We start from the raw sequence: 18090 nt of genomic DNA, 5'->3' as shown, positions 1-18090 counted from the left end.
CCAAATACCCCAAAAAACGCAAGCTGTGCCGCTCTTTTCCGGCATAGCGACGCTAATCTTGCAAGGACGAGAACAGTGAGCGGCGAACGCTACAATCCGCGCGAAAGCGAACCGAAATGGCAGAAGGTGTGGGAAGACGCAAAGAGCTTCGTCACCGCCAATGACGACCCGCGCGACCCTTACTACGTCCTCGAGATGTTCCCCTACCCCTCCGGCCGCATCCACATGGGCCATGTGCGCAACTACGCCATGGGCGACGTCGTGGCGCGCTATCACCGCGCCCGCGGCAAGAATGTGCTGCACCCCATGGGCTGGGACGCCTTCGGCCTGCCGGCTGAAAACGCCGCGATCGAGCGCAAGACCCACCCGGGCACCTGGACCTATTCCAATATCGAGGCGATGAAAAAGCAGCTCAAGTCGATGGGCCTCTCCATCGACTGGACGCGCGAAATCGCCACTTGCGATCCCTCCTATTATCGCCACCAGCAGGCCATGTTCCTCGACATGCTCGAAGCGGGCCTCATCACACGCAAGAGCTCCAAGGTGAACTGGGACCCGGTCGACATGACCGTGCTCGCCAATGAGCAGGTCATCGACGGCAAGGGCTGGCGCTCCGGCGCCCCGGTCGAGCAGCGCGAGCTGACCCAGTGGTTCTTCAAGATCTCCGACTATGCCGAGGACCTGCTTGAGGCGCTCGACACGCTGACCGAGTGGCCGGAAAAAGTGCGCACCATGCAGCGCAACTGGATCGGCAAGTCCGAAGGCCTGCGCCTGCTGTTCGACCTCGTGCCGAGCGACAAGAGTGATGCCACCAGCATCGAGGTCTTTACCACGCGCCCAGATACCATCTTCGGTGCATCCTTCGTTGCCCTCTCGCCCGATCATCCGCTGACCACGGCGCTGGCCGCGGACAATGCCGGCCTGGCTGAGTTCGTGGCGGAGTGCCATCGCCACGGCACCTCCAACGAGACCCTGGAAAAGGCCGAAAAGCAGGGCTTTGATACCGGTCTTCGGGTGAAACACCCGGTGATCGAAGGCGAAACCCTGCCCGTCTATGTCGCCAATTTCATTCTCATGGATTACGGCACCGGCGCCATCTTCGGCTGCCCGGCCCATGACCAGCGCGACCTGGATCTCGCCCGTAAATATGGCCTCTCGGTCAAGCCCGTGGTGCTGCCGCCCGGCGCCTATGCCGAAACCTTTGAAATCGGCACCGAAGCCTATGTTGACGCTGGCAACATCTTCAATTCCGGCTTCCTCAATGGCCTCTCGATCGAAGACGCCAAGCACAAGATCGCCGAGTTCTTCGGCGCGCGCACCGTCGACGGCAAGCCGCAGGGCAAGGTCGAGGTCAACTACCGCCTGCGCGACTGGGGCATTTCCCGCCAGCGCTATTGGGGTTGCCCCATTCCGGTGATCCATTGCGAGGTCTGCGGCACTGTCCCGGTCCCCAAGAAGGACCTGCCGGTCGTGCTGCCGGACGATGTCAGCTTCGACAAGCCCGGCAATGCGCTCGACCATCATCCGAGCTGGAAGCACGTCAACTGCCCGCAGTGCGGCGGCGCGGCCCGTCGCGAGACGGACACCATGGACACGTTCGTCGACTCGTCCTGGTATTTTGCCCGCTTTACCGCCCCGGACGCCGATACGCCAACCATTCCCGGCGTCGCCAATCGCTGGCTGCCGGTGGACCAGTATATCGGTGGTGTCGAGCACGCGATCCTGCACCTGCTCTATTCGCGCTTCTTCACCCGCGCCATGAAGGCCACCGGCCACGTCGGCATCGACGAGCCGTTCAAGGGTCTCTTCACCCAGGGTATGGTCACCCACGAGACCTACAAGTCCGAGACGGGCGAATGGGTCAATCCGACCGAGATCGTGCTGGAAAGCGACGGCGACAACCGCTCAGCCCGCCACATTCAGACCGGCGCGCCGATTTCGATCGGCTCTGTCGAAAAGATGAGCAAGTCCAAGAAGAACGTCGTCGATCCCGACGAGATCGTTGCCACCTATGGCGCCGATACCGCCCGCTGGTTCATGCTCTCGGACTCCCCACCGGAGCGCGATGTGCAGTGGACCGAGGCCGGCGTTGAAGGCGCGAGCCGCTTCCAGCAGCGCATCTGGCGCCTCGTTCACGACACACTGGACATTCTGAACGCACAGTCTTCCGAGACTGTTGCATCATCTGATGACAATGAGGCGCTTGCCCTGCGCAAGATCGTCCATCGTTGCGTCCATGGCATTGCCCAGGACATCGAAGGCCTGCGCTTCAATCGCGCCGTGGCCCAGATCTATGAGCTGAGCAACGCCCTCATCAAGGCTGCCGGCAAGGGCAATGGCCTCAGCGCCGCCCAGCGGAGCGAACTGTCGGACGGCGTTTCGAGCCTCATCCAGCTGCTCTCGCCCATGATGCCGCATCTGGCGGAAACCTGCTGGCAGGTCCTCGGCAAGCCCGGTCTCGTGGCCGACGCCGCCTGGCCGGACGTCGATCCGAAAATGCTGGTCGACGACGAAGTCACCATGCCGATCCAGATCAACGGCAAGCGTCGCGGCGAAATCACCGTTGCCAAGGACACGCCAGCGGCCGAAGTCGAAAAGCTGGTCTTGTCACTGGACGACGTTGTGCGCATTCTGGAAGGCAAGGCGCCGAAGAAAATCGTCGTGGTACCCAACAGGATCGTCAATGTCGTTGTTTAGGCCATCACGCATCGCGCTCATCGCCCTCTCTCTTTCCGGGGGAGTGGCTCTGAGCGCCTGCTCCTTCCAGCCGGTCCATAGCGGTCGGCTGGCGGAAGCAGCCCAGATGCAATTGGCCTACGCGGCGCCCAACACGCGCCTCGAACAGATCGTCTACCAGGAGCTTTCGTTCCGGCTTGGCACGTCTGCCCGGCCGGACGCGCCCCTTGTCAGCATAAGCGTGCGGCCGGAAACAGCCGTCGCTTTCCGCAGCCAGACGGCCAATCCCCACAAGCTGCATGAAGCCAGGGTAACGGGCGACCTCGTGATCACCTATCGCGACAACAGCGGCCGCGCCCCTGTCCGTGTCACCCGTACCGCCACGGCACAGTTTAACCGGAGTGGGCAGGTTCTCGCCGAACAGGCCGCCGAGCTTGAGGCCCAGGAGCGCGCGGCCAAGGCCCTCGCCGAGTCTCTGCGCCTCGCCATCTATGCCGCTCTGGCACCCTGAATGACCGCTCTCAAGGCTCATGAGGTCGCGCGCTATCTGGCGCGACCCGATCTCTCCGAAGGCATTTTCCTCGCCTATGGTCCCGATGGGGGCCTTGTTCGTGAAACCGCCCAGCGCCTGATCCGCCAGCTCAGTGGCGATGATCCAGCCTCCGCAAGCCTCACCATTTTTGACGGCCCCGAGCTCGACGCCGAGCCCGGCCGCCTGGTCATGGAAGCCCGCAGCGTGTCGCTGTTCGGCGGCAAGCGCATCATCCGCGTGCGCAATGCCACCAAGTCGCTGGTGATGCCGCTGACCGAGCTACGCGACGATCCGGGCGGTGCAGCCATTATTCTCGAGGCCGGCAATCTCACACCGCGTGATGCTCTACGGGCACTGATTGAATCAGCAAAGCTCGGCCGCGCCCTGCCCTGCTACCCGGACACTGACGAAACCCTCGCCAATCTGATGCGCGACACGTTCAATCAGCAGGGTATCCGCGCCGACGCGGATGTGATCCCGACGCTGCGCGATATTCTGGGTAACGACCGCGAGATAACGCGGCGGGAACTGGAAAAGGTGACGCTGTTCGCCGCGACGACCAAGACCCTGACCCGGGAAGACATCTTGCTGCTCTGCGCAGACAACGGTGCGCTGGCCATAGACGCCATTCTGGACGCGTCTGGGGGTGGACATGCAGAGAAGCTGGAGATGGCCCTCAATCGCGCTCTGGCGGCCTCTGTGAACCCTCAGCAGCTACTGGCAATGCTCGCCAATCACTTCGCCAATCTGCGCCGCTGGCGCGTTGAGGTGGACAACGGCAAGCCCCCACGTGCCGTGCTTGAGGCGGTGAAACCCAGGCCGCATTTTTCGCGCATTGGCAATCTCGAGCAGCAGTTGCGGCTGTGGAGCGAGCCAGCACTGGCCAATGCAACTGAGCGCCTACTCAATGCCACGAGCGACAGCCGCCGCAAGCCAGTGTTGGCGGAAACCATCCTCCGGCGCACGACGCTGGCGCTCTGCATGCAGGCAGCAACGCACTAAGCTACGATCACCAGGCAGAAAAAAGGCGCGCTGAACACAGCGCGCCTTGGTTTCACGTGAAACTTTTATCGAATTACTGCGACTGGCCCGTCAGCTTGCCGCAGATATTATCGAGCTGTTCGAGGGTCTTGTAGCGGATCTCTACGCGTCCACCCTTTTCAGAATGGCTGAGCGACACCGACAGTCCCAAAGCGTCCGACAACCGACGCTCTAGCGCGACTGTATTGGCATCACGACCGGTTTCTTCCGGTGGCTTGGGCCGGGGCGCCGGCTCACGCTGCTGACTGAGCGCTTCTGCCTCGCGGACGGAAAGCCCCTTCTCGACGATCTGCCGCGCCAACTGACCTGGCTCTTCGACCGTGATCAGCGTGCGAGCGTGTCCAGCCGTCAGCGTGCCGCTGGCGACCATGGAGCGGACGTCTTCCGGCAGTTTCAGGAGACGCAGCGTATTGGCGACATGCGAGCGGCTCTTGCCGATTACCTGCGCCAGGTCCTGCTGCGTATAGTCAAACTGTTCGATCAGCTGGCCATACCCCATCGCCTCTTCCAGAGCGTTGAGGTCGGCGCGCTGCACGTTCTCAATGATCGCGAGTTCGAGCGCTTCCTTGTCGTCCACTTCGCGGATGATCACGGGCACATCGTGCAGACCAGCCATCTGCGAGGCGCGCCAGCGGCGTTCGCCGGCAATCAGCTCGAAAATATTCGGATCGTCCGTCGGCCGCACCAGCAAGGGCGACATCACACCCTTTTCGCGGATGGAGTTCGCAAGTTCTTCAAGCTGCTCGGGGTCAAAAGTCCGTCGCGGGTTTGCCCGGTTGGCAATAATGAACTCGACCGGCAGCTTCTTGCTGCCGGAACCGGATTCGGTAACACGGGCGCCCTCAAGGGTCGCCATATCGCCAATGAGCGCTGCAAGGCCACGGCCCAGACGTGTCGGCTTGTCGTTCATCTCGGGCTCCTAGGCTGCGTTAAGGCGCCGCTCACGGCGAATGACTTCGGTGGCAAGCCTGAGATAGGCCTGGCTACCGGCACATTTCAGATCATAGAGCAGTGCCGGCTTGCCGTATGACGGCGCCTCGCTCAACCGGACATTGCGGGGAATGACTGTGTCATAGACAAGGTCCCCCATTTCGCTACGCACGTCGTTGAGCACCTGCTCGGAAAGATTGTTGCGCTTGTCGAACATGGTCATGACCACGCCCTGGATCGAAAGACGCGGATTGAGCGTCGAACGGATTTGCTCAATGGTCTGCAGCAGCTGGCTGAGACCTTCTAGCGCGAAGAACTCGCACTGCAATGGCACCAGGACCGCATCCGCGGCAACCAGAGAGTTGATGGTGAGCAGGTTCAGCGACGGCGGACAGTCAATGAGGATGTAGCTGACGGGCTTCTCTTTAATCTCCAGATCGCCGATGGCCTTGAAGGCGTCGCGCAGCTTGAAGGCGCGGTCGCCATGGCCGGCGATGGTCAACTCGACGCCCAGCAGGTCCATCGTCGAGGGGACGATGGCGACATTGGGTACACTGGTCATGATCGCGGCTTCGGCCACGCTGGCCTCCCCCACGAGCACGTCATAGGCCGAAATCTCGCGGTCCGTACGCGAGATACCGAGACCGGTAGAGGCATTACCCTGCGGATCAAGGTCGACGATCAACACGCGCTCGCCAATGGCTGCGAGAGCCGTGGCAAGGTTGATTGCCGTCGTGGTCTTGCCCACGCCGCCTTTTTGATTGGCCAGAGTCAGAATACGAGGTGCCAAAGCAGGCCTCCGCTTGTGTCGCCGAAGCACGACAGGGAATCACAAGCCAAGATGGACTAAGTTAAACGCCTGATTTTGCTGAAAGATTCTGCAAAGTCAGGATAACACCACTTGGATCGGTATCGCTCTTGTCTATTAACACGTCATAGTCCCAGAGCACACTCGTTTCGCGCAACTCTTCAACATGTTCCCGCCCCTTGTGCAGGACAGCCCGCGTGGAAGGTCCAAAAAAGGGGGCCATCCAGGCGCATAATTGCGGCAAAGCAGCCAGCGCGCGGGAGGTTATGACGTCAGGCACCTGTGTTTCACGTGAATCAATCTGATCACTGCGGAGGCCAATCACCTCGACACTGAGCTTGAGTTCACGGGCAACCGTTCGCAGAAAGCTGACCTTGCGCGTGGTGGGCTCCACCAATACGAAGCGCCGGTTAAGCCCCTTACTGGCGATGGCCAAGGGGAGCGCGGGGAAACCGCCGCCACTTCCGATGTCCATGAAATGCTCGTCTTCTGGCCGGAGTAGCGTCATGGCCTGCAGGCTGTCGATAAAGTGACGCTCCCATACCTGGCCGAGTGTTTCACGTGAAACAAGATTCTGTACAGCCTGCCACTTCTTGAGAAGATTGGCATAGGATTCCAGATCTCTGGCCACTTCCGCTGCGGGACGGCCAAAGTGCTGCGCATAAGGCGCAAGCTTATCAATATTCGACATCAACTAGCCCTACGCAATTCGCCACGCTTGATCACTGCGAGCAGCAGGGTGAGTGCCGCCGGTGTCATGCCATCCAATGCCTGCGCCTGGGCCATCGTCTGTGGGCGGGAAAAGCTCAGCTTCTGCCGCATCTCATTGGAGAGCCCAGCGATTCCCTCATAGTCCAAATCGTCAGGGATGGCGCGCTGCTCATCCCGCCGCATGCTTTCGATGTCGGCACGCTGACGGTCGAGATAGACGGCATATTGCGCATCAATTGTCAGTTGCTCGACAATCTCTTCGTCGATCTCTGTCAGCTGGGGCCACAGGGGCTTGAGACCCTCCAGCGTCATATCCGGATAGGACAGCAGATCAAAGGCCGTCCGACGCTTGCCATCCTCATTGACCATGATCCCAGCCTTGCGGGCTTCAGTCGGCGAGGCGCTCGCTGCCTGGAGGATTGATCGTCCCGCGGTCAACCGTGCCGACTTTCTGGCATAGTGCTCACGCCGCTCCTCACCGACGAGGCCGGTCTTCATGCCGAGAGGCGTGAGGCGTTGGTCAGCATTATCAGCACGCAGGTGCAGCCGGAACTCCGCACGCGATGTAAACATGCGATAGGGCTCGCTCACACCACGGGTAACGAGATCGTCGACCATCACGCCGAGATAACTTTCGGTGCGCGACAGGATGAGCGGATCGGCCCCCTGCCCTGCCAAGGCAGCATTGGCGCCGGCAAGCAGGCCCTGGGCGCCGGCTTCTTCATAACCGGTGGTGCCGTTGATCTGACCGGCAAGATAAAGACCCGGGAGCTTCTTGAGTTCCAAGGTCGGCCGCAACTCGCGCGGGTCGACATAGTCGTACTCAATGGCATAGCCGTATTGAATGATGCGGACGTTCTCGAGGCCGGGCATGGTGCGCAGGAATTCATCCTGAACTTCCGCCGGCAAGGAGGTCGAGACACCATTCGGATAGACCGTCTGGTCGTTAAGCCCTTCGGGCTCCAGGAAAATCTGATGGCTGTCGCGGTCCGCGAACCGGACGATCTTGTCCTCGATAGACGGGCAATAGCGCGGGCCACGGCTCTGAATCCGTCCCGAGTACATCGCCGAGCGATGCACATTGGCCGCGATGATCGCGTGTGTTTCAGCACTTGTCCGGGTGATGTGGCACGACACCTGACGCGTCGTGATCGCCTCGGTGAGCATCGAAAAGGGTTCTGGCGGCGTGTCACCTGGCTGCTCTTCGAGCACGGAGTAGTCGATGCTGTCACGGTCAAGGCGCGCCGGCGTACCGGTTTTCAGACGACCAAGCGTAAGGCCTAGTGCCTCGAGGCGCGTCGACAGACCAAGGACCGGCTTCTCGCCAATACGGCCAGCCGGATAGCTGTGATCGCCGCTATGGATCAGCCCGCGCAGGAAGGTGCCGGTCGTGAGCACGGCGGCCTTGGTGGAGAACCGACGGCCGTCCAGAAGGACGACGCCGGTAATGTGTCCACCGCTTACTTCGAGGTCATCCACCTCGCCCTCGATAATATCGAGGTTGGATTGGGCAGAGAGCGCGGCCTGCATTGCGGCGCGATAGAGCTGCCGATCGGCCTGCGCTCGCGGACCACGAACGGCCGGACCCTTGCGGCGATTGAGCACGCGAAACTGGATGCCGGCCTGGTCGGCAACGCGCCCCATCAGGCCATCGAGCGCATCAATCTCCCGAACCAGATGACCCTTGCCCAGGCCACCAATGGCCGGATTGCAGCTCATCTCGCCAATGGTCGCGACCTTGTGGGTGATGAGGGCCGTAGGGACCCCGAGACGGGCGGACGCTGCTGCGGCCTCACATCCGGCGTGTCCGCCACCAACGACAATGACTGCATAGTCGGTCATCTCAGTGTCTTTTCTTTCCGATGTTTCACGTGAATCCATCCACGACTGTGGATCAGGTGTTTCACGTGAATCATTTTCCAATACAGAAGCTCGCAAACAGCCGATCGAGGACTTTCTCGGCATCCAGACGGCCAATCAATCGCTCGAGACAGGCGGATGCCTGACGGAGAGATTCCGCTGCCAATTCCCAGTTCTGCAACTGCTGGCCTGCGTGCTCGACAGCCGCAATAGCCTGAACCAGCGCAACGCGATCGCGCTCGTGGCTGACCAGCGCTGGCTCACCGCCGGCGAGCTTTTCACCGATTATGCGCAGACGGTCAACCAGACTGTCCAGTCCCTCGCCCGTCTGTGTCGAAAGAGTGATATCGGCAGTGGTGTTTGGCCCGATGTCGATCTTCGTGCCAACGACAAGGAGTTGCCCCGTGATCGCGGGTCGGTCGACGTGCTCGGTATCTGGGGCTTCAAGCCAAAGGACGATGTCAGCATCCCCAATTGCCTTCTCAGCGCGTCGGATGCCTTCGGCTTCGGCACGGCTGTCCGTCTCCCGCAAGCCGGCGAGATCGAGCAGGATAAACAGCTGCCCACCGATATCGAGGGGCACTTCCCTGACGTCGCGGGTCGTCCCGGCTTCGTCCGAAACAATAGCCACGTCCGAGCGGGATAAGGCGTTGATGAGGCTCGACTTGCCGGCGTTGGGTGCACCAGCCAGGGCAACCCGGACGCCCTCACGGACAATGCGGCCGCTGGTTATGCGGTCATGCGCATCCTGCAGTTTGCCGCGAAGATCGGCCAGATCATTCTGAAAACTTTGAGGAAGGTCGTCCTCGACGTCGCCTTCGTCAGAAAAATCGAGGCGGGCTTCAATTTCGGCGCGCAGATCGAGAAGCGCATCCCGCCAGCTGTCGATCTCTTCTGTCAACCGGCCGTCATAGCGTGCAAGGGCCTGCTGGCGTTGTTTTTCCGTTTCGGCGCTGAGGAGGTCACCCAGCCCCTCAACGGCCACCAGATCGAGTTTCCCGTTCTCGAAGGCCCGGCGGGTGAATTCTCCGGCCTCAGCCAGACGAAGGCCCTGCCCGCCCAGTTCACGCAAGATGGCCTTAACGCCGGCTGGCGAACCATGCACGTGAAGCTCGGCGCAGTCCTCGCCGGTAAAACTCTGCGGGCCGGGGAAAAAGGCAACCAGGCCCTGGTCGAGTTGGCGCTCCTGGCCGATGCGACGCAGGACCATTTTTCGCGGCTCTGGCACTGCGCCAGCCAGAAACGACAGCGCCTCCCGGACCTTTGGGCCCGAGAGGCGGATGATTGCGACGCCGGAGGGAAGACTTCCCGACGACAACGCCATAATTGTATCGCCGTGCATTGGCTCTTCTGACCTGATCGGGATCAGGTATTCATCGAGTCGAAGAAATCGGAATTGGTCTTGGTCTGGCGGACCTTGTCGACCAGGAATTCCATCGCATCGATCGTGCCCATCGGGTTGAGGATGCGGCGCAGCACATACATCTTCTTGAGGATGTCGGCTTCGACCAGCAGCTCTTCCTTGCGGGTGCCCGACTTGGTGATGTCGAGCGCCGGGAAGATGCGCTTGTCCGCAACCTTGCGGTCGAGGATGATTTCCGAGTTACCCGTGCCTTTGAATTCTTCAAAGATAACTTCGTCCATGCGGCTGCCGGTATCGATCAGCGCCGTCGAGATGATGGTCAGCGAACCGCCGTCTTCGATATTGCGCGCCGCACCGAAGAAGCGCTTCGGGCGCTGCAGGGCATTGGCGTCGACACCACCGGTGAGGACCTTGCCGGAGCTTGGAACGACGGTGTTGTAGGCGCGGCCCAGTCGGGTGATGGAGTCGAGAAGGATAACCACGTCGCGCTTGTGCTCGACAAGGCGCTTGGCCTTTTCGATGACCATCTCGGCGACCTGCACGTGGCGGCTTGCCGGTTCGTCAAAGGTCGAGGAGATGACTTCGCCGCGCACGGAGCGCTGCATGTCGGTCACTTCTTCCGGACGCTCATCGATCAGGAGCACGATGAGATAGCATTCGGGGTGATTGGTCGCGATCGATTGTGCAATATTTTGCAACAATACGGTCTTACCAGTACGCGGAGGCGCAACGATCAACGCGCGTTGGCCCTTGCCGAGCGGCGCCACCAGATCGAGCAGGCGCGCAGAACGATCGCGCAGCGTCGGATCGGGCATTTCCATCCGCAGCCGCTCTTCGGGATAGAGCGGGGTGAGGTTGTCGAAGTTGACCTTATGGCGAACCGCCTCGGGATCTTCGAAGTTAATGGTGCTTACTTTGAGCAACGCGAAGTAGCGCTCGCCTTCCTTGGGAGAGCGGATTTCGCCCTCGACCGTGTCGCCGGTCCGCAGGCCGAAGCGGCGGATCTGGCTGGGGCTGACATAGATATCGTCCGGCCCTGGAAGGTAGTTTGCGTCGGGTGAGCGCAGGAAGCCAAAACCGTCTGGCAGAACTTCGACCACACCCTCACCAACGATGTTGATGTCCTGAGCTGCCAGTTCCTTGAGGATGGCAAACATCAACTCTTGCTTGCGCATGGTCGAAGCGTTCTCGACTTCGAGTTCTTCGGCGAACGCCAGCAATTCGGCCGGGGATTTGGCCTTGAGCTCGCTGAGCTTGATATTCTGCATGTAGGCGATGGACCCTTGAGGGAAATCGGTAGGAAGGGACTAAAAAAGGGGGGACTGCACCGCGCAGCGACAGGGAGGGCCGCGCCAGAAGAGATGCAAGATGGAAATCATGTAAACTGTTCCGCCGCCGGTTTCAAGAAAGAAACCGACGGCGGAACGGGCAGATTCACGTGAAACAGGTCAGAACGGCTTGACGATGACCATGATGACGATGCCGATCATCAGCACCGTCGGCACCTCGTTGATCATGCGGAAATACTTTTCCGGCTTGGTGTTTCGGTCGTTCGCGAAATCCTTGAGGTGACGCGCCAGCATGCCGTGGCACCCGCTGAGGAGGATCACGAAAAGCGCCTTTGCCCAGGTCCAGCCCGAGCTCCAGTCCGCGCCGCCGAGGTGAACGAGCCCGAGGCCGAACAGCCAGGTCGCGATCATCGCCGGCGTGGTGATGGCGCGCATCAGCCGCCGTTCCATGACCTTGAAGGTTTCGGACTGCTCCGAACCAATCGCGGCCTTGGTGTGATAGACGAACAACCGCGGCAGATAGAGCATTCCGGCCATCCAGGAGATGACGGAGATGACGTGGAGCGCCTTTACCCATTCATACATGGCCGGGCTCCTAACCGTTCTTGACCAGATTGATCAGCCGCTCGACATGGGCGATCGGCGTTTCCGGGACGATACCATGCCCGAGGTTGAAGATATGCGGACGATCTGAAAATGCCGCGATGATCTCGCGGGCCCGGTTTTCCATCACCTCGCCGCCGATAACGAGGCGCAGCGGATCGAGATTGCCCTGGACCGGAAGATCGGTCGGCAGATTGGTGCGCACGAAATCGAGCGGGGTCGCATAGTCGATACCCACGACATTGACGCCGGTTTCCCGGGCAAAGCGCGCGATATTGCCGGCAGCCCCACGCGGGAAGCCGATGATCGGCGCATTGGGAATGCGCGCACGAACGCCGTCAACGATCCGCTTGTTTGGCCCGATCACCTGGGTGGTGAAAGCCGCGTCGTCGAGATTGAGCGCCCAGCTTTCAAACAGCTGCACAACATCCGCGCCCGCTTCGAACTGGGCGACGAGGTATTCAATGCTGGTGTCGACGAGCACATCCATCAGCTTGGCAAAAGCGGCGGGGTGTTCGAGGGCAAAGCGGCGGGCAACCCACTGGTCCGGAGATCCCCGACCGTTGAGCATATAGGTGGCCACCGTCCAGGGAGACCCGCAGAAGCCGATCAGGGTCTTGTTGGCGGGCAGCGCAGCCCGGAGACGACGCACGGTCTCCAGAACGGGTTGCAAATGCTCCCCAGCCCGGGCGCGATCAAGCCGATCCACTCCATTCACGTCGAGGGGCTCGAGGAGTGGGCCTTCACCCACCTCGAAGCGAACCTTCTGTCCCAACGCATCCGGAATGACCAGAATGTCCGAGAAGAGGATTGCCGCATCGAGATCGAACCGGCGCAGCGGCTGCAGCGTCACCTCGGTTGCGAGTTCAGGCGTGTAGCACAGGTCAAGAAAGCCACCGGCCTTCTGACGGACTTCACGATACTCGGGAAGATAGCGGCCTGCCTGGCGCATGATCCACACCGGCGGTCTGGTCTGCTTACGTCCCAGCACCGTTTCGAGCATGGGCTTGGGGGTCACCTCGGTCACTCTGCCTACCTTTCAAAAACCCAAAAGAGTCTTTCTTACTTCGTATCTCTATTATTATGGCGGTGTTTTGAGCCAATTCACGGCCCTCCACAATCGCTGCCCTCGGTGACACTTGCGCGCAGGTATTCGTTAATGAGGTGTTAACGCCTGTGGCAAACTCGCCGTTTCCCTGCCCCTTAATGGAAATTAACGAAAGGTTAATTGAGGCTTCGCCGAGTCAAGGGACCAAAATAGATTGCATTTTAACGAGTTGATAACCTCTCATGGTCTATGGCAGTTGTCCCCACAGATTCACACAGCGCCATCGCGACGGCTCGCGACGGTGTTTGTGGACTGTTTTGCGGACAGGTCGAACAAATCCGGCCAGGGCCCAAAGTTACGAGTCTTTCCCACAATTCTGACTTGAGCTGGGGATGACAGTGTGGAAAAACTCCCTACATGCTGATCCTTGCTTCGAGCAGTGCCACCCGGAAAGCCTTGCTGGACAAGGCCGGATTGCCGTTTTCCGCTGAGGCGGCGGCGATTGATGAACGCAGCCTCGAAGCCGAAGCAATTGCTGCCGGCGCCGATGGTCGGGACGTCGCTCTTCTGCTCGCGCGCCACAAGGCCGAAGCCGTCTCGGCGCTCCATCCCGATGCCCTCGTCATTGGCGCGGATCAGACCCTGGCTCTCGGTCTTGAGCTCCTGCACAAGCCGTCCGATCGCGCTGACGCTGAAGCCCAGCTCGATCACCTGCGCGGAAAAACCCATCGCCTTCATGCCGCCGTGACACTGGTGCGCAATGGCGAGCTCATCTGGTCCGACATTCAGACCGCCGAGCTGACCATGCGCGAGTTTACCGCTGAGGAGCGCGACACCGTTCTCGATCTCGAGGGCGATGAAGCGCTGCACTCCGTTGGTGGCTATCGGCTGGAAGGTCCGTCGATCCGGCTCTTTGAAACCGTCGTCGGCGACTATTTTACAATTCTGGGCCTGCCGCTGCTCCCGCTTCTGGCCGCCCTGCGCGATATCGCGCCCGAACTTCTGACCGCCCAGGCCCACTCGTGACCACAAAAGCCTTTGTTATCGGGCATCCTATTGCCCATTCCCGCTCGCCCCTGATTCATGGAACCTGGCTGGCCGAACACAAAATCGACGGCACTTATGAAGCTATCGATGTGGCGCCCGCCGACCTCCCGGCCTTTTTCGAGCGCCTGCGCAGCGGCGAATTTGCCGGTGGCAATGTCACCATTCCCCATAAGGAAGCGGTCTTCGCGCTCTGCGACGAGGTCGATCCCCTCGCCCGGACCATCGGCGCGGTGAACACGCTGGTGGCGCGCGACGGCAAAGTGTTTGGGACTAATACCGACTATCTTGGCTTTTTCGGCAATCTCGACGCCGAAGCACCGGGCTGGTCGGATGGACCCAATGATGCCATCGTCATCGGAGCCGGTGGTGCGGCCCGCGCCATCCTCGTCGCCCTGCGGCGGCGCAATGGCGGCAAGGTCCATGTGCTCAATCGCACATTGGCCAATGCCCAGGCGCTGGTCGAAGTGATCGACGGCCCGTTTGAAGCCCATGGTTTTGAGGATTTTGCCGCGCTCGCCGGCCACACCGGCCTCGTCGTCAACACCAGTTCCATCGGCATGCATGGCACGCGCTTTGATTGGCTCGATATGAGCCTCCTTCCAAAGAACAGCCTCGTCACTGATATCGTCTATACTCCGCTTGTGACCCCGCTTCTCGAAGATGCCGCCGCCCATGGCCTTCAAACGGTCGATGGTCTGGGCATGCTTCTTCACCAGGCCGCCCCCGGTTTTTCCGCCTGGTTTGGCGTCGAGCCCAAGGTGACGCCGGAACTGCGGGCGCGCGTCGAAGCCACGTTGGGGCACTGATTCATGTGGCGCATCGGCATTACCGGCTCGATCGCGACAGGCAAATCCACCCTTCTGGCGGCGTTTGAAAAAGCCGGTGTGCCGATTTTCTCCGCCGATGCGGCCGTCGCCGAACTCTATGCTGGTGAAGCCGTTGCGCCGGTGGAAGCGCTCTTTCCCGGCGTCACCCATGATGGCGTGATCGATCGACAGGCGCTCGCGGTCCGGCTCGCCGCTGACCCCTCAGGGTTCACGCGCCTCGAAGCCGTGGTGCATCCACTGGTGCGCGCTGCTATTTCAGATTTTCTCGCCAACGCTGAACAGACCGGCCATAAGGTCGCCGCCGTCGAAGTGCCGCTGTTGTTCGAAAGCGGCCATGATTATGGCTTTGACGCCGTCGCCATCACCCATGTCGATGATGCCATCCAGCGGGAGCGGGCATTGGCGCGTCCGGGCATGACCGTGGAAAAGCTCGACACCATCCTTGCCCGCCAGATGCCACAGGCCGAAAAGAAGGCTCGCGCCGATTATCTTTTCGACACTGCCCTGCCCCGCGAGACCATCGACGCAGAGGTCAGGGCTTTGGTCGAGACGCTGAAAGAAAAGACCAGGCCATGATCCGGGAAATCGTCCTCGATACCGAAACCACCGGCCTTTCTCCCAACGACGGCGATCGCCTCGTTGAAATCGGCTGCGTTGAGCTGATCAATCACATCCCCTCGGGCAAGACGCACCACATCTATATCAATCCCGAACGCTCTATGCCTGAAGAGGCTTTCCGCGTGCACGGGCTGAGTGAGGAATTCCTCAAGGACAAGCCGGTGTTCAAAGCGGTGGCCCAGGACTTTCTCGACTTTATCGGCGATGGCACGTTGGTGATCCACAACGCGCCGTTCGACATGGGCTTTCTCAATGCCGAGCTGGAGAAGGCATCCTTCCCGCGCCTCACCAACGAGGTGATCGACACCGTCATGGTGGCGCGCAAGAAGCACCCGGGTGCCCGCGTCAGCCTCGATGCGCTCTGCAAGCACTATGGCATCGACAATTCCCGCCGCACGCTTCATGGCGCGCTGCTCGACAGTGAGATCCTCGCCGAGGTTTATCTCGAGCTGATCGGCGGCAAGCAGGTGAGCCTGGCGCTCATCGCCGACGCTGGAAGTGATGGTGAAGATGGCTTGCTGCAGCGCGTGCCGGCACGCCCGCGTCCCACGCCCCTGCCCTCGCGGGTGACCGCGGCAGAGGCCGAGGCGCATTACGCCTTTCTTGCCAAGATGGGCGACAGCGCCATCTGGACCCAATATGAAGAGCGCCCGGCTGCCGAGTGAGTTTTGGGCCAGAGCGCTTAGTCACACCCACACACGCTTACAAAAAAAGCCCCGGAAAATCCGGGGCTTTTGTCTTTGGCGAAAACCAAAAATCAGTTGGGCTTGTCGGTCGGAGCCGGGATTTCGGCGCCGCCATCGGCCTGCTGCTTGGCAGCCAGCGCGGCAAGGTTCTGGCGATAGATGGCCAGGAAGTCGACCGGCTCCATCATCAGCGGCGGGAAACCGCCCTGCTGGGTGACGCTGGCCAGGACCTGACGGGCAAACGGGAAGATCAGGCGCGGGCATTCCACCATCAGCAGCATGCTGATCTGGTTTTCCGGGATGTTCTTGAGGCGGAAAACGCCGCCATAGACCAGCTCGACGTTGAACAGCAGCGTTTCTTCGCGCTTGGCCTGGGCCTTGAGGTTCAATTCGACGGCATAGAGGTCATCGGCCTGCTTCTTGACGCCCACCGAGATGGAGACGTTGAAGGCGGGATTGCCGCCACCGGCCATGATCGAACCCGGTGCGCCTGGGTTCTCGAAAGAAAGGTCGCGCACATACTGGCCCACCAGGTTCATGCTGGGTGCAGTGCCGGGCTGCGGCGCGGCGGCGCCCAGGGTTTCGTCAGCCATTATCAGGTCCTCATTATTTCCGAATAGCGGATTATTCTTGCGCGCTGGCTAGCATTTTTGCCCCTTCGGGACAAGCAAAGAGCGGCTTTTTACGGTTTGCGCTGCCAGTCATCATCATCGAGATCAATGGTGCGCGGCCCCGAAAGCGGGGACGGATTGATGTCGGTGGGATCCTCGCAGCGGCGATAGCTGGTGGTGGTTGTGGTCACCACCATGCCGGCTGTCAGTTTTTTGTAGAGCCAGGTCCGAACCGGGGGGATCAGCAGCACCAGCGCAATGATATCGCCGAGAAAACCCGGGATGATCAGCAGGAGCGCCGCCACGGCCATCACCATGCCATCGAACAGCGTCTGCCCCGGCAACGTACCCGCACTCATGTTGGTGCGCATGCGATTGAGCACGCTCAGCCCCTGCTGGCGTAGCAGCAGACCTCCCGCTATGGCCGCCAGAATGATCAGCGCCAGGGTCGGAAACACACCGATGGCACGGCCGACGACGATGAACATGGCGATCTCGAGCAGCGGCAGCGCGAGAAGGGCGATGGGAATGAAGCGGGCCACCCGGGTCATCCTTTGTTAGCGTTGAAGACGCGTCAAAATCGGAACTCGCCCCATAGTGAACTGGTTTTGGGCTAAAGCTTTGCTTATATAGGGTCGAGCATGGCGCTTCGCGAGCGCCGAAATTCGACTTTTTCGACGTCTCCTGGCTTTAGGTGCATCATTTCATGGACGATTTTCTCGATCTGCCCACTCTTATCGCCATTGTGGTAGCCGTCTTCGTTCTGTTCCGCCTGCGGTCGGTTCTGGGAACGCGCACCGGCAATGAGCGACCGCCGATCGATCGGTCCCGCTCCACGCCGACGGAAAAGGCCGCAAATGGCGACGACAATGTCGTGCCCATGCAGCCGCGCGCGCCCCGTGCACCTGACCTTGACGATGAACGCCGTGCCCGCAAGCTCGAGGCCGAGATCGAACAGGCCGCCCGCGGCAATGAGGTGCTCGCAGCAGGTCTGCGCAGCGTCAACGAAGCCGACCCCGGCTTTACGCCCAAATCCTTCCTCGAAGGCGCCAAACAGGCTTACGAGATGATCGTCACCGGCTTTGCCGAAGGGGATCGCCCAATGCTCAAGAATCTCCTCGAAAAGGATGTGTTCGACAGCTTTGCCCGCGCCATCACCGAGCGCGAGGCTGCCGGCCACACCAATGATTTCACCTTCGTGGGTCTGCCCAAGGTCGAAATTTCGCAGGCTGAGTACGACAAGAAGAATGTTCTCGTGACCGTGCGCTTCCATGCCGAGGTGGTTTCTGCCATCCGCGACCGCGACGGCAATCTGGTGGAAGGCAATGCCGACCAGGTCCAGACCATCGCTGACGAATGGACTTTTGCGCGCAATCCGAAATCGCGCGACCCCAATTGGAAAGTCATCGCGACGAGCCAGCTCGACTAAAACCTATCCGG

Annotated in this window: 18 protein-coding genes; 8 read left to right on the top strand and 10 right to left on the bottom strand. The window is 60.7% G+C overall.

The features are described from left to right. Window positions 1-75: 75 nt before the first annotated feature. Genes leuS through holA form a run of 3 tightly spaced genes read left to right on the top strand, consistent with a single transcriptional unit; the run spans window position 76 to window position 4210 of the window. The gene (gene leuS / locus NYQ88_RS01085; RefSeq protein WP_275653147.1) at window positions 76-2697 is read left to right on the top strand and encodes a leucine--tRNA ligase; all 2622 of its coding nucleotides are present in this window, start codon (window positions 76-78) and stop codon (window positions 2695-2697) included. Continuing rightward, entirely contained in the window at window positions 2684-3187 is a 504-nt protein-coding gene (gene lptE, locus NYQ88_RS01080; protein WP_275653146.1) for an LPS assembly lipoprotein LptE, read from the top strand. The genes leuS and lptE overlap by 14 nt, the downstream gene beginning before the upstream one ends. Further along, window positions 3188-4210 carry a DNA polymerase III subunit delta gene (gene holA, locus NYQ88_RS01075; protein ID WP_275653145.1) on the top strand — a complete coding sequence of 341 codons (1023 nt, stop codon included), beginning with the start codon at window positions 3188-3190 and terminating at the stop codon, window positions 4208-4210. A gap of 73 nt (window positions 4211-4283) precedes the next feature. Here holA and NYQ88_RS01070 read toward each other — a convergent pair whose 3' ends face one another. The 8 genes from NYQ88_RS01070 to hemE all read right to left on the bottom strand — a co-directional run bounded on the left by NYQ88_RS01070 (window position 4284) and on the right by hemE (window position 12816). Continuing rightward, complete coding sequence (locus NYQ88_RS01070; RefSeq protein ID WP_275653144.1) at window positions 4284-5159, bottom strand: ParB/RepB/Spo0J family partition protein; 876 nt, start codon at window positions 5157-5159, stop codon at window positions 4284-4286. A 9-nt stretch (window positions 5160-5168) separates the two neighbouring features. Continuing rightward, the gene (locus NYQ88_RS01065) at window positions 5169-5969 is read right to left on the bottom strand and encodes a ParA family protein (RefSeq protein ID WP_275653143.1); all 801 of its coding nucleotides are present in this window, start codon (window positions 5967-5969) and stop codon (window positions 5169-5171) included. Window positions 5970-6030: 61 nt separating this feature from the next. Continuing rightward, window positions 6031-6678, bottom strand: a complete 648-nt coding sequence (gene rsmG / locus NYQ88_RS01060) for a 16S rRNA (guanine(527)-N(7))-methyltransferase RsmG (RefSeq protein ID WP_275653142.1) — start codon at window positions 6676-6678, stop codon at window positions 6031-6033. After that, window positions 6678-8540, bottom strand: a complete 1863-nt coding sequence (gene mnmG / locus NYQ88_RS01055) for a tRNA uridine-5-carboxymethylaminomethyl(34) synthesis enzyme MnmG (RefSeq protein ID WP_275653141.1) — start codon at window positions 8538-8540, stop codon at window positions 6678-6680. Before mnmG ends, rsmG begins: the two co-directional genes overlap by 1 nt. Window positions 8541-8610: 70 nt before the next feature. Beyond that, on the bottom strand, window positions 8611-9900 hold the full coding sequence (gene mnmE / locus NYQ88_RS01050) for a tRNA uridine-5-carboxymethylaminomethyl(34) synthesis GTPase MnmE (protein ID WP_275653140.1): 1290 nt from the start codon (window positions 9898-9900) through the stop codon (window positions 8611-8613). A 23-nt stretch (window positions 9901-9923) separates the two neighbouring features. After that, window positions 9924-11189 (bottom strand): transcription termination factor Rho, encoded by a 1266-nt coding sequence (gene rho / locus NYQ88_RS01045; RefSeq protein WP_275605168.1) that lies wholly within the window; start codon window positions 11187-11189, stop codon window positions 9924-9926. Window positions 11190-11369: 180 nt separating this feature from the next. Further along, window positions 11370-11795, bottom strand: a complete 426-nt coding sequence (hemJ, locus tag NYQ88_RS01040) for a protoporphyrinogen oxidase HemJ (protein ID WP_275653139.1) — start codon at window positions 11793-11795, stop codon at window positions 11370-11372. A 10-nt stretch (window positions 11796-11805) separates the two neighbouring features. Further along, a complete protein-coding gene (hemE, locus tag NYQ88_RS01035; protein ID WP_275654981.1) occupies window positions 11806-12816 on the bottom strand; it encodes a uroporphyrinogen decarboxylase in 1011 nt (336 codons plus the stop codon). Window positions 12817-13278: 462 nt separating this feature from the next. Between hemE and NYQ88_RS01030 the strand changes: the two genes are divergently transcribed. The 4 genes from NYQ88_RS01030 to dnaQ are packed head-to-tail and all read left to right on the top strand — an operon-like array spanning window position 13279 to window position 16018. After that, the gene (locus NYQ88_RS01030; RefSeq protein WP_275653138.1) at window positions 13279-13887 is read left to right on the top strand and encodes a Maf family protein; all 609 of its coding nucleotides are present in this window, start codon (window positions 13279-13281) and stop codon (window positions 13885-13887) included. Beyond that, window positions 13884-14714 (top strand): shikimate dehydrogenase, encoded by an 831-nt coding sequence (locus tag NYQ88_RS01025; RefSeq protein ID WP_275653137.1) that lies wholly within the window; start codon window positions 13884-13886, stop codon window positions 14712-14714. The genes NYQ88_RS01030 and NYQ88_RS01025 overlap by 4 nt, the downstream gene beginning before the upstream one ends. A gap of 3 nt (window positions 14715-14717) precedes the next feature. Further along, entirely contained in the window at window positions 14718-15311 is a 594-nt protein-coding gene (gene coaE, locus NYQ88_RS01020; protein ID WP_275653136.1) for a dephospho-CoA kinase, read from the top strand. Beyond that, entirely contained in the window at window positions 15311-16018 is a 708-nt protein-coding gene (dnaQ, locus tag NYQ88_RS01015; protein ID WP_275654980.1) for a DNA polymerase III subunit epsilon, read from the top strand. Before coaE ends, dnaQ begins: the two co-directional genes overlap by 1 nt. A 92-nt stretch (window positions 16019-16110) precedes the next feature. Here the strand turns inward: dnaQ and secB are convergent, their stop codons facing one another. After that, on the bottom strand, window positions 16111-16632 hold the full coding sequence (secB, locus tag NYQ88_RS01010; RefSeq protein ID WP_275653135.1) for a protein-export chaperone SecB: 522 nt from the start codon (window positions 16630-16632) through the stop codon (window positions 16111-16113). 89 nt (window positions 16633-16721) lie between these two features. Continuing rightward, on the bottom strand, window positions 16722-17192 hold the full coding sequence (locus NYQ88_RS01005) for an FxsA family protein (protein ID WP_275653134.1): 471 nt from the start codon (window positions 17190-17192) through the stop codon (window positions 16722-16724). A gap of 164 nt (window positions 17193-17356) precedes the next feature. Here NYQ88_RS01005 and NYQ88_RS01000 point away from each other — a divergent pair, with 164 nt between their 5' ends. Beyond that, a complete protein-coding gene (locus tag NYQ88_RS01000) occupies window positions 17357-18079 on the top strand; it encodes a Tim44/TimA family putative adaptor protein (protein ID WP_275653133.1) in 723 nt (240 codons plus the stop codon). Window positions 18080-18090: the final 11 nt, after the last annotated feature.

It is taken from the genome of Devosia sp. SD17-2, from assembly GCF_029201565.1.
Taxonomy (GTDB): domain Bacteria; phylum Pseudomonadota; class Alphaproteobacteria; order Rhizobiales; family Devosiaceae; genus Devosia.
The sequence above is the reverse complement of the archived record's forward strand: the minus strand, read 5'-3'. Positions and strand labels throughout refer to the sequence as shown.

What these genes read in the sequence shown, in the direction of transcription:
- hemE (WP_275654981.1), bottom strand. Translation starts at nt 12,816, where the DNA reads ATGCTCGAAACGGTGCTGGGACGTAAGCAGACCAGACCGCCGGTGTGG.
- NYQ88_RS01070 (WP_275653144.1), bottom strand. Translation starts at nt 5,159, where the DNA reads ATGAACGACAAGCCGACACGTCTGGGCCGTGGCCTTGCAGCGCTCATT.
- rsmG (WP_275653142.1), bottom strand. Translation starts at nt 6,678, where the DNA reads ATGTCGAATATTGATAAGCTTGCGCCTTATGCGCAGCACTTTGGCCGT.
- coaE (WP_275653136.1), top strand. Translation starts at nt 14,718, where the DNA reads ATGTGGCGCATCGGCATTACCGGCTCGATCGCGACAGGCAAATCCACC.
- NYQ88_RS01000 (WP_275653133.1), top strand. Translation starts at nt 17,357, where the DNA reads ATGGACGATTTTCTCGATCTGCCCACTCTTATCGCCATTGTGGTAGCC.
- mnmE (WP_275653140.1), bottom strand. Translation starts at nt 9,900, where the DNA reads ATGCACGGCGATACAATTATGGCGTTGTCGTCGGGAAGTCTTCCCTCC.
- rho (WP_275605168.1), bottom strand. Translation starts at nt 11,189, where the DNA reads ATGCAGAATATCAAGCTCAGCGAGCTCAAGGCCAAATCCCCGGCCGAA.
- mnmG (WP_275653141.1), bottom strand. Translation starts at nt 8,540, where the DNA reads ATGACCGACTATGCAGTCATTGTCGTTGGTGGCGGACACGCCGGATGT.
- holA (WP_275653145.1), top strand. Translation starts at nt 3,188, where the DNA reads ATGACCGCTCTCAAGGCTCATGAGGTCGCGCGCTATCTGGCGCGACCC.
- hemJ (WP_275653139.1), bottom strand. Translation starts at nt 11,795, where the DNA reads ATGTATGAATGGGTAAAGGCGCTCCACGTCATCTCCGTCATCTCCTGG.
- lptE (WP_275653146.1), top strand. Translation starts at nt 2,684, where the DNA reads ATGTCGTTGTTTAGGCCATCACGCATCGCGCTCATCGCCCTCTCTCTT.
- secB (WP_275653135.1), bottom strand. Translation starts at nt 16,632, where the DNA reads ATGGCTGACGAAACCCTGGGCGCCGCCGCGCCGCAGCCCGGCACTGCA.
- NYQ88_RS01030 (WP_275653138.1), top strand. Translation starts at nt 13,279, where the DNA reads ATGCTGATCCTTGCTTCGAGCAGTGCCACCCGGAAAGCCTTGCTGGAC.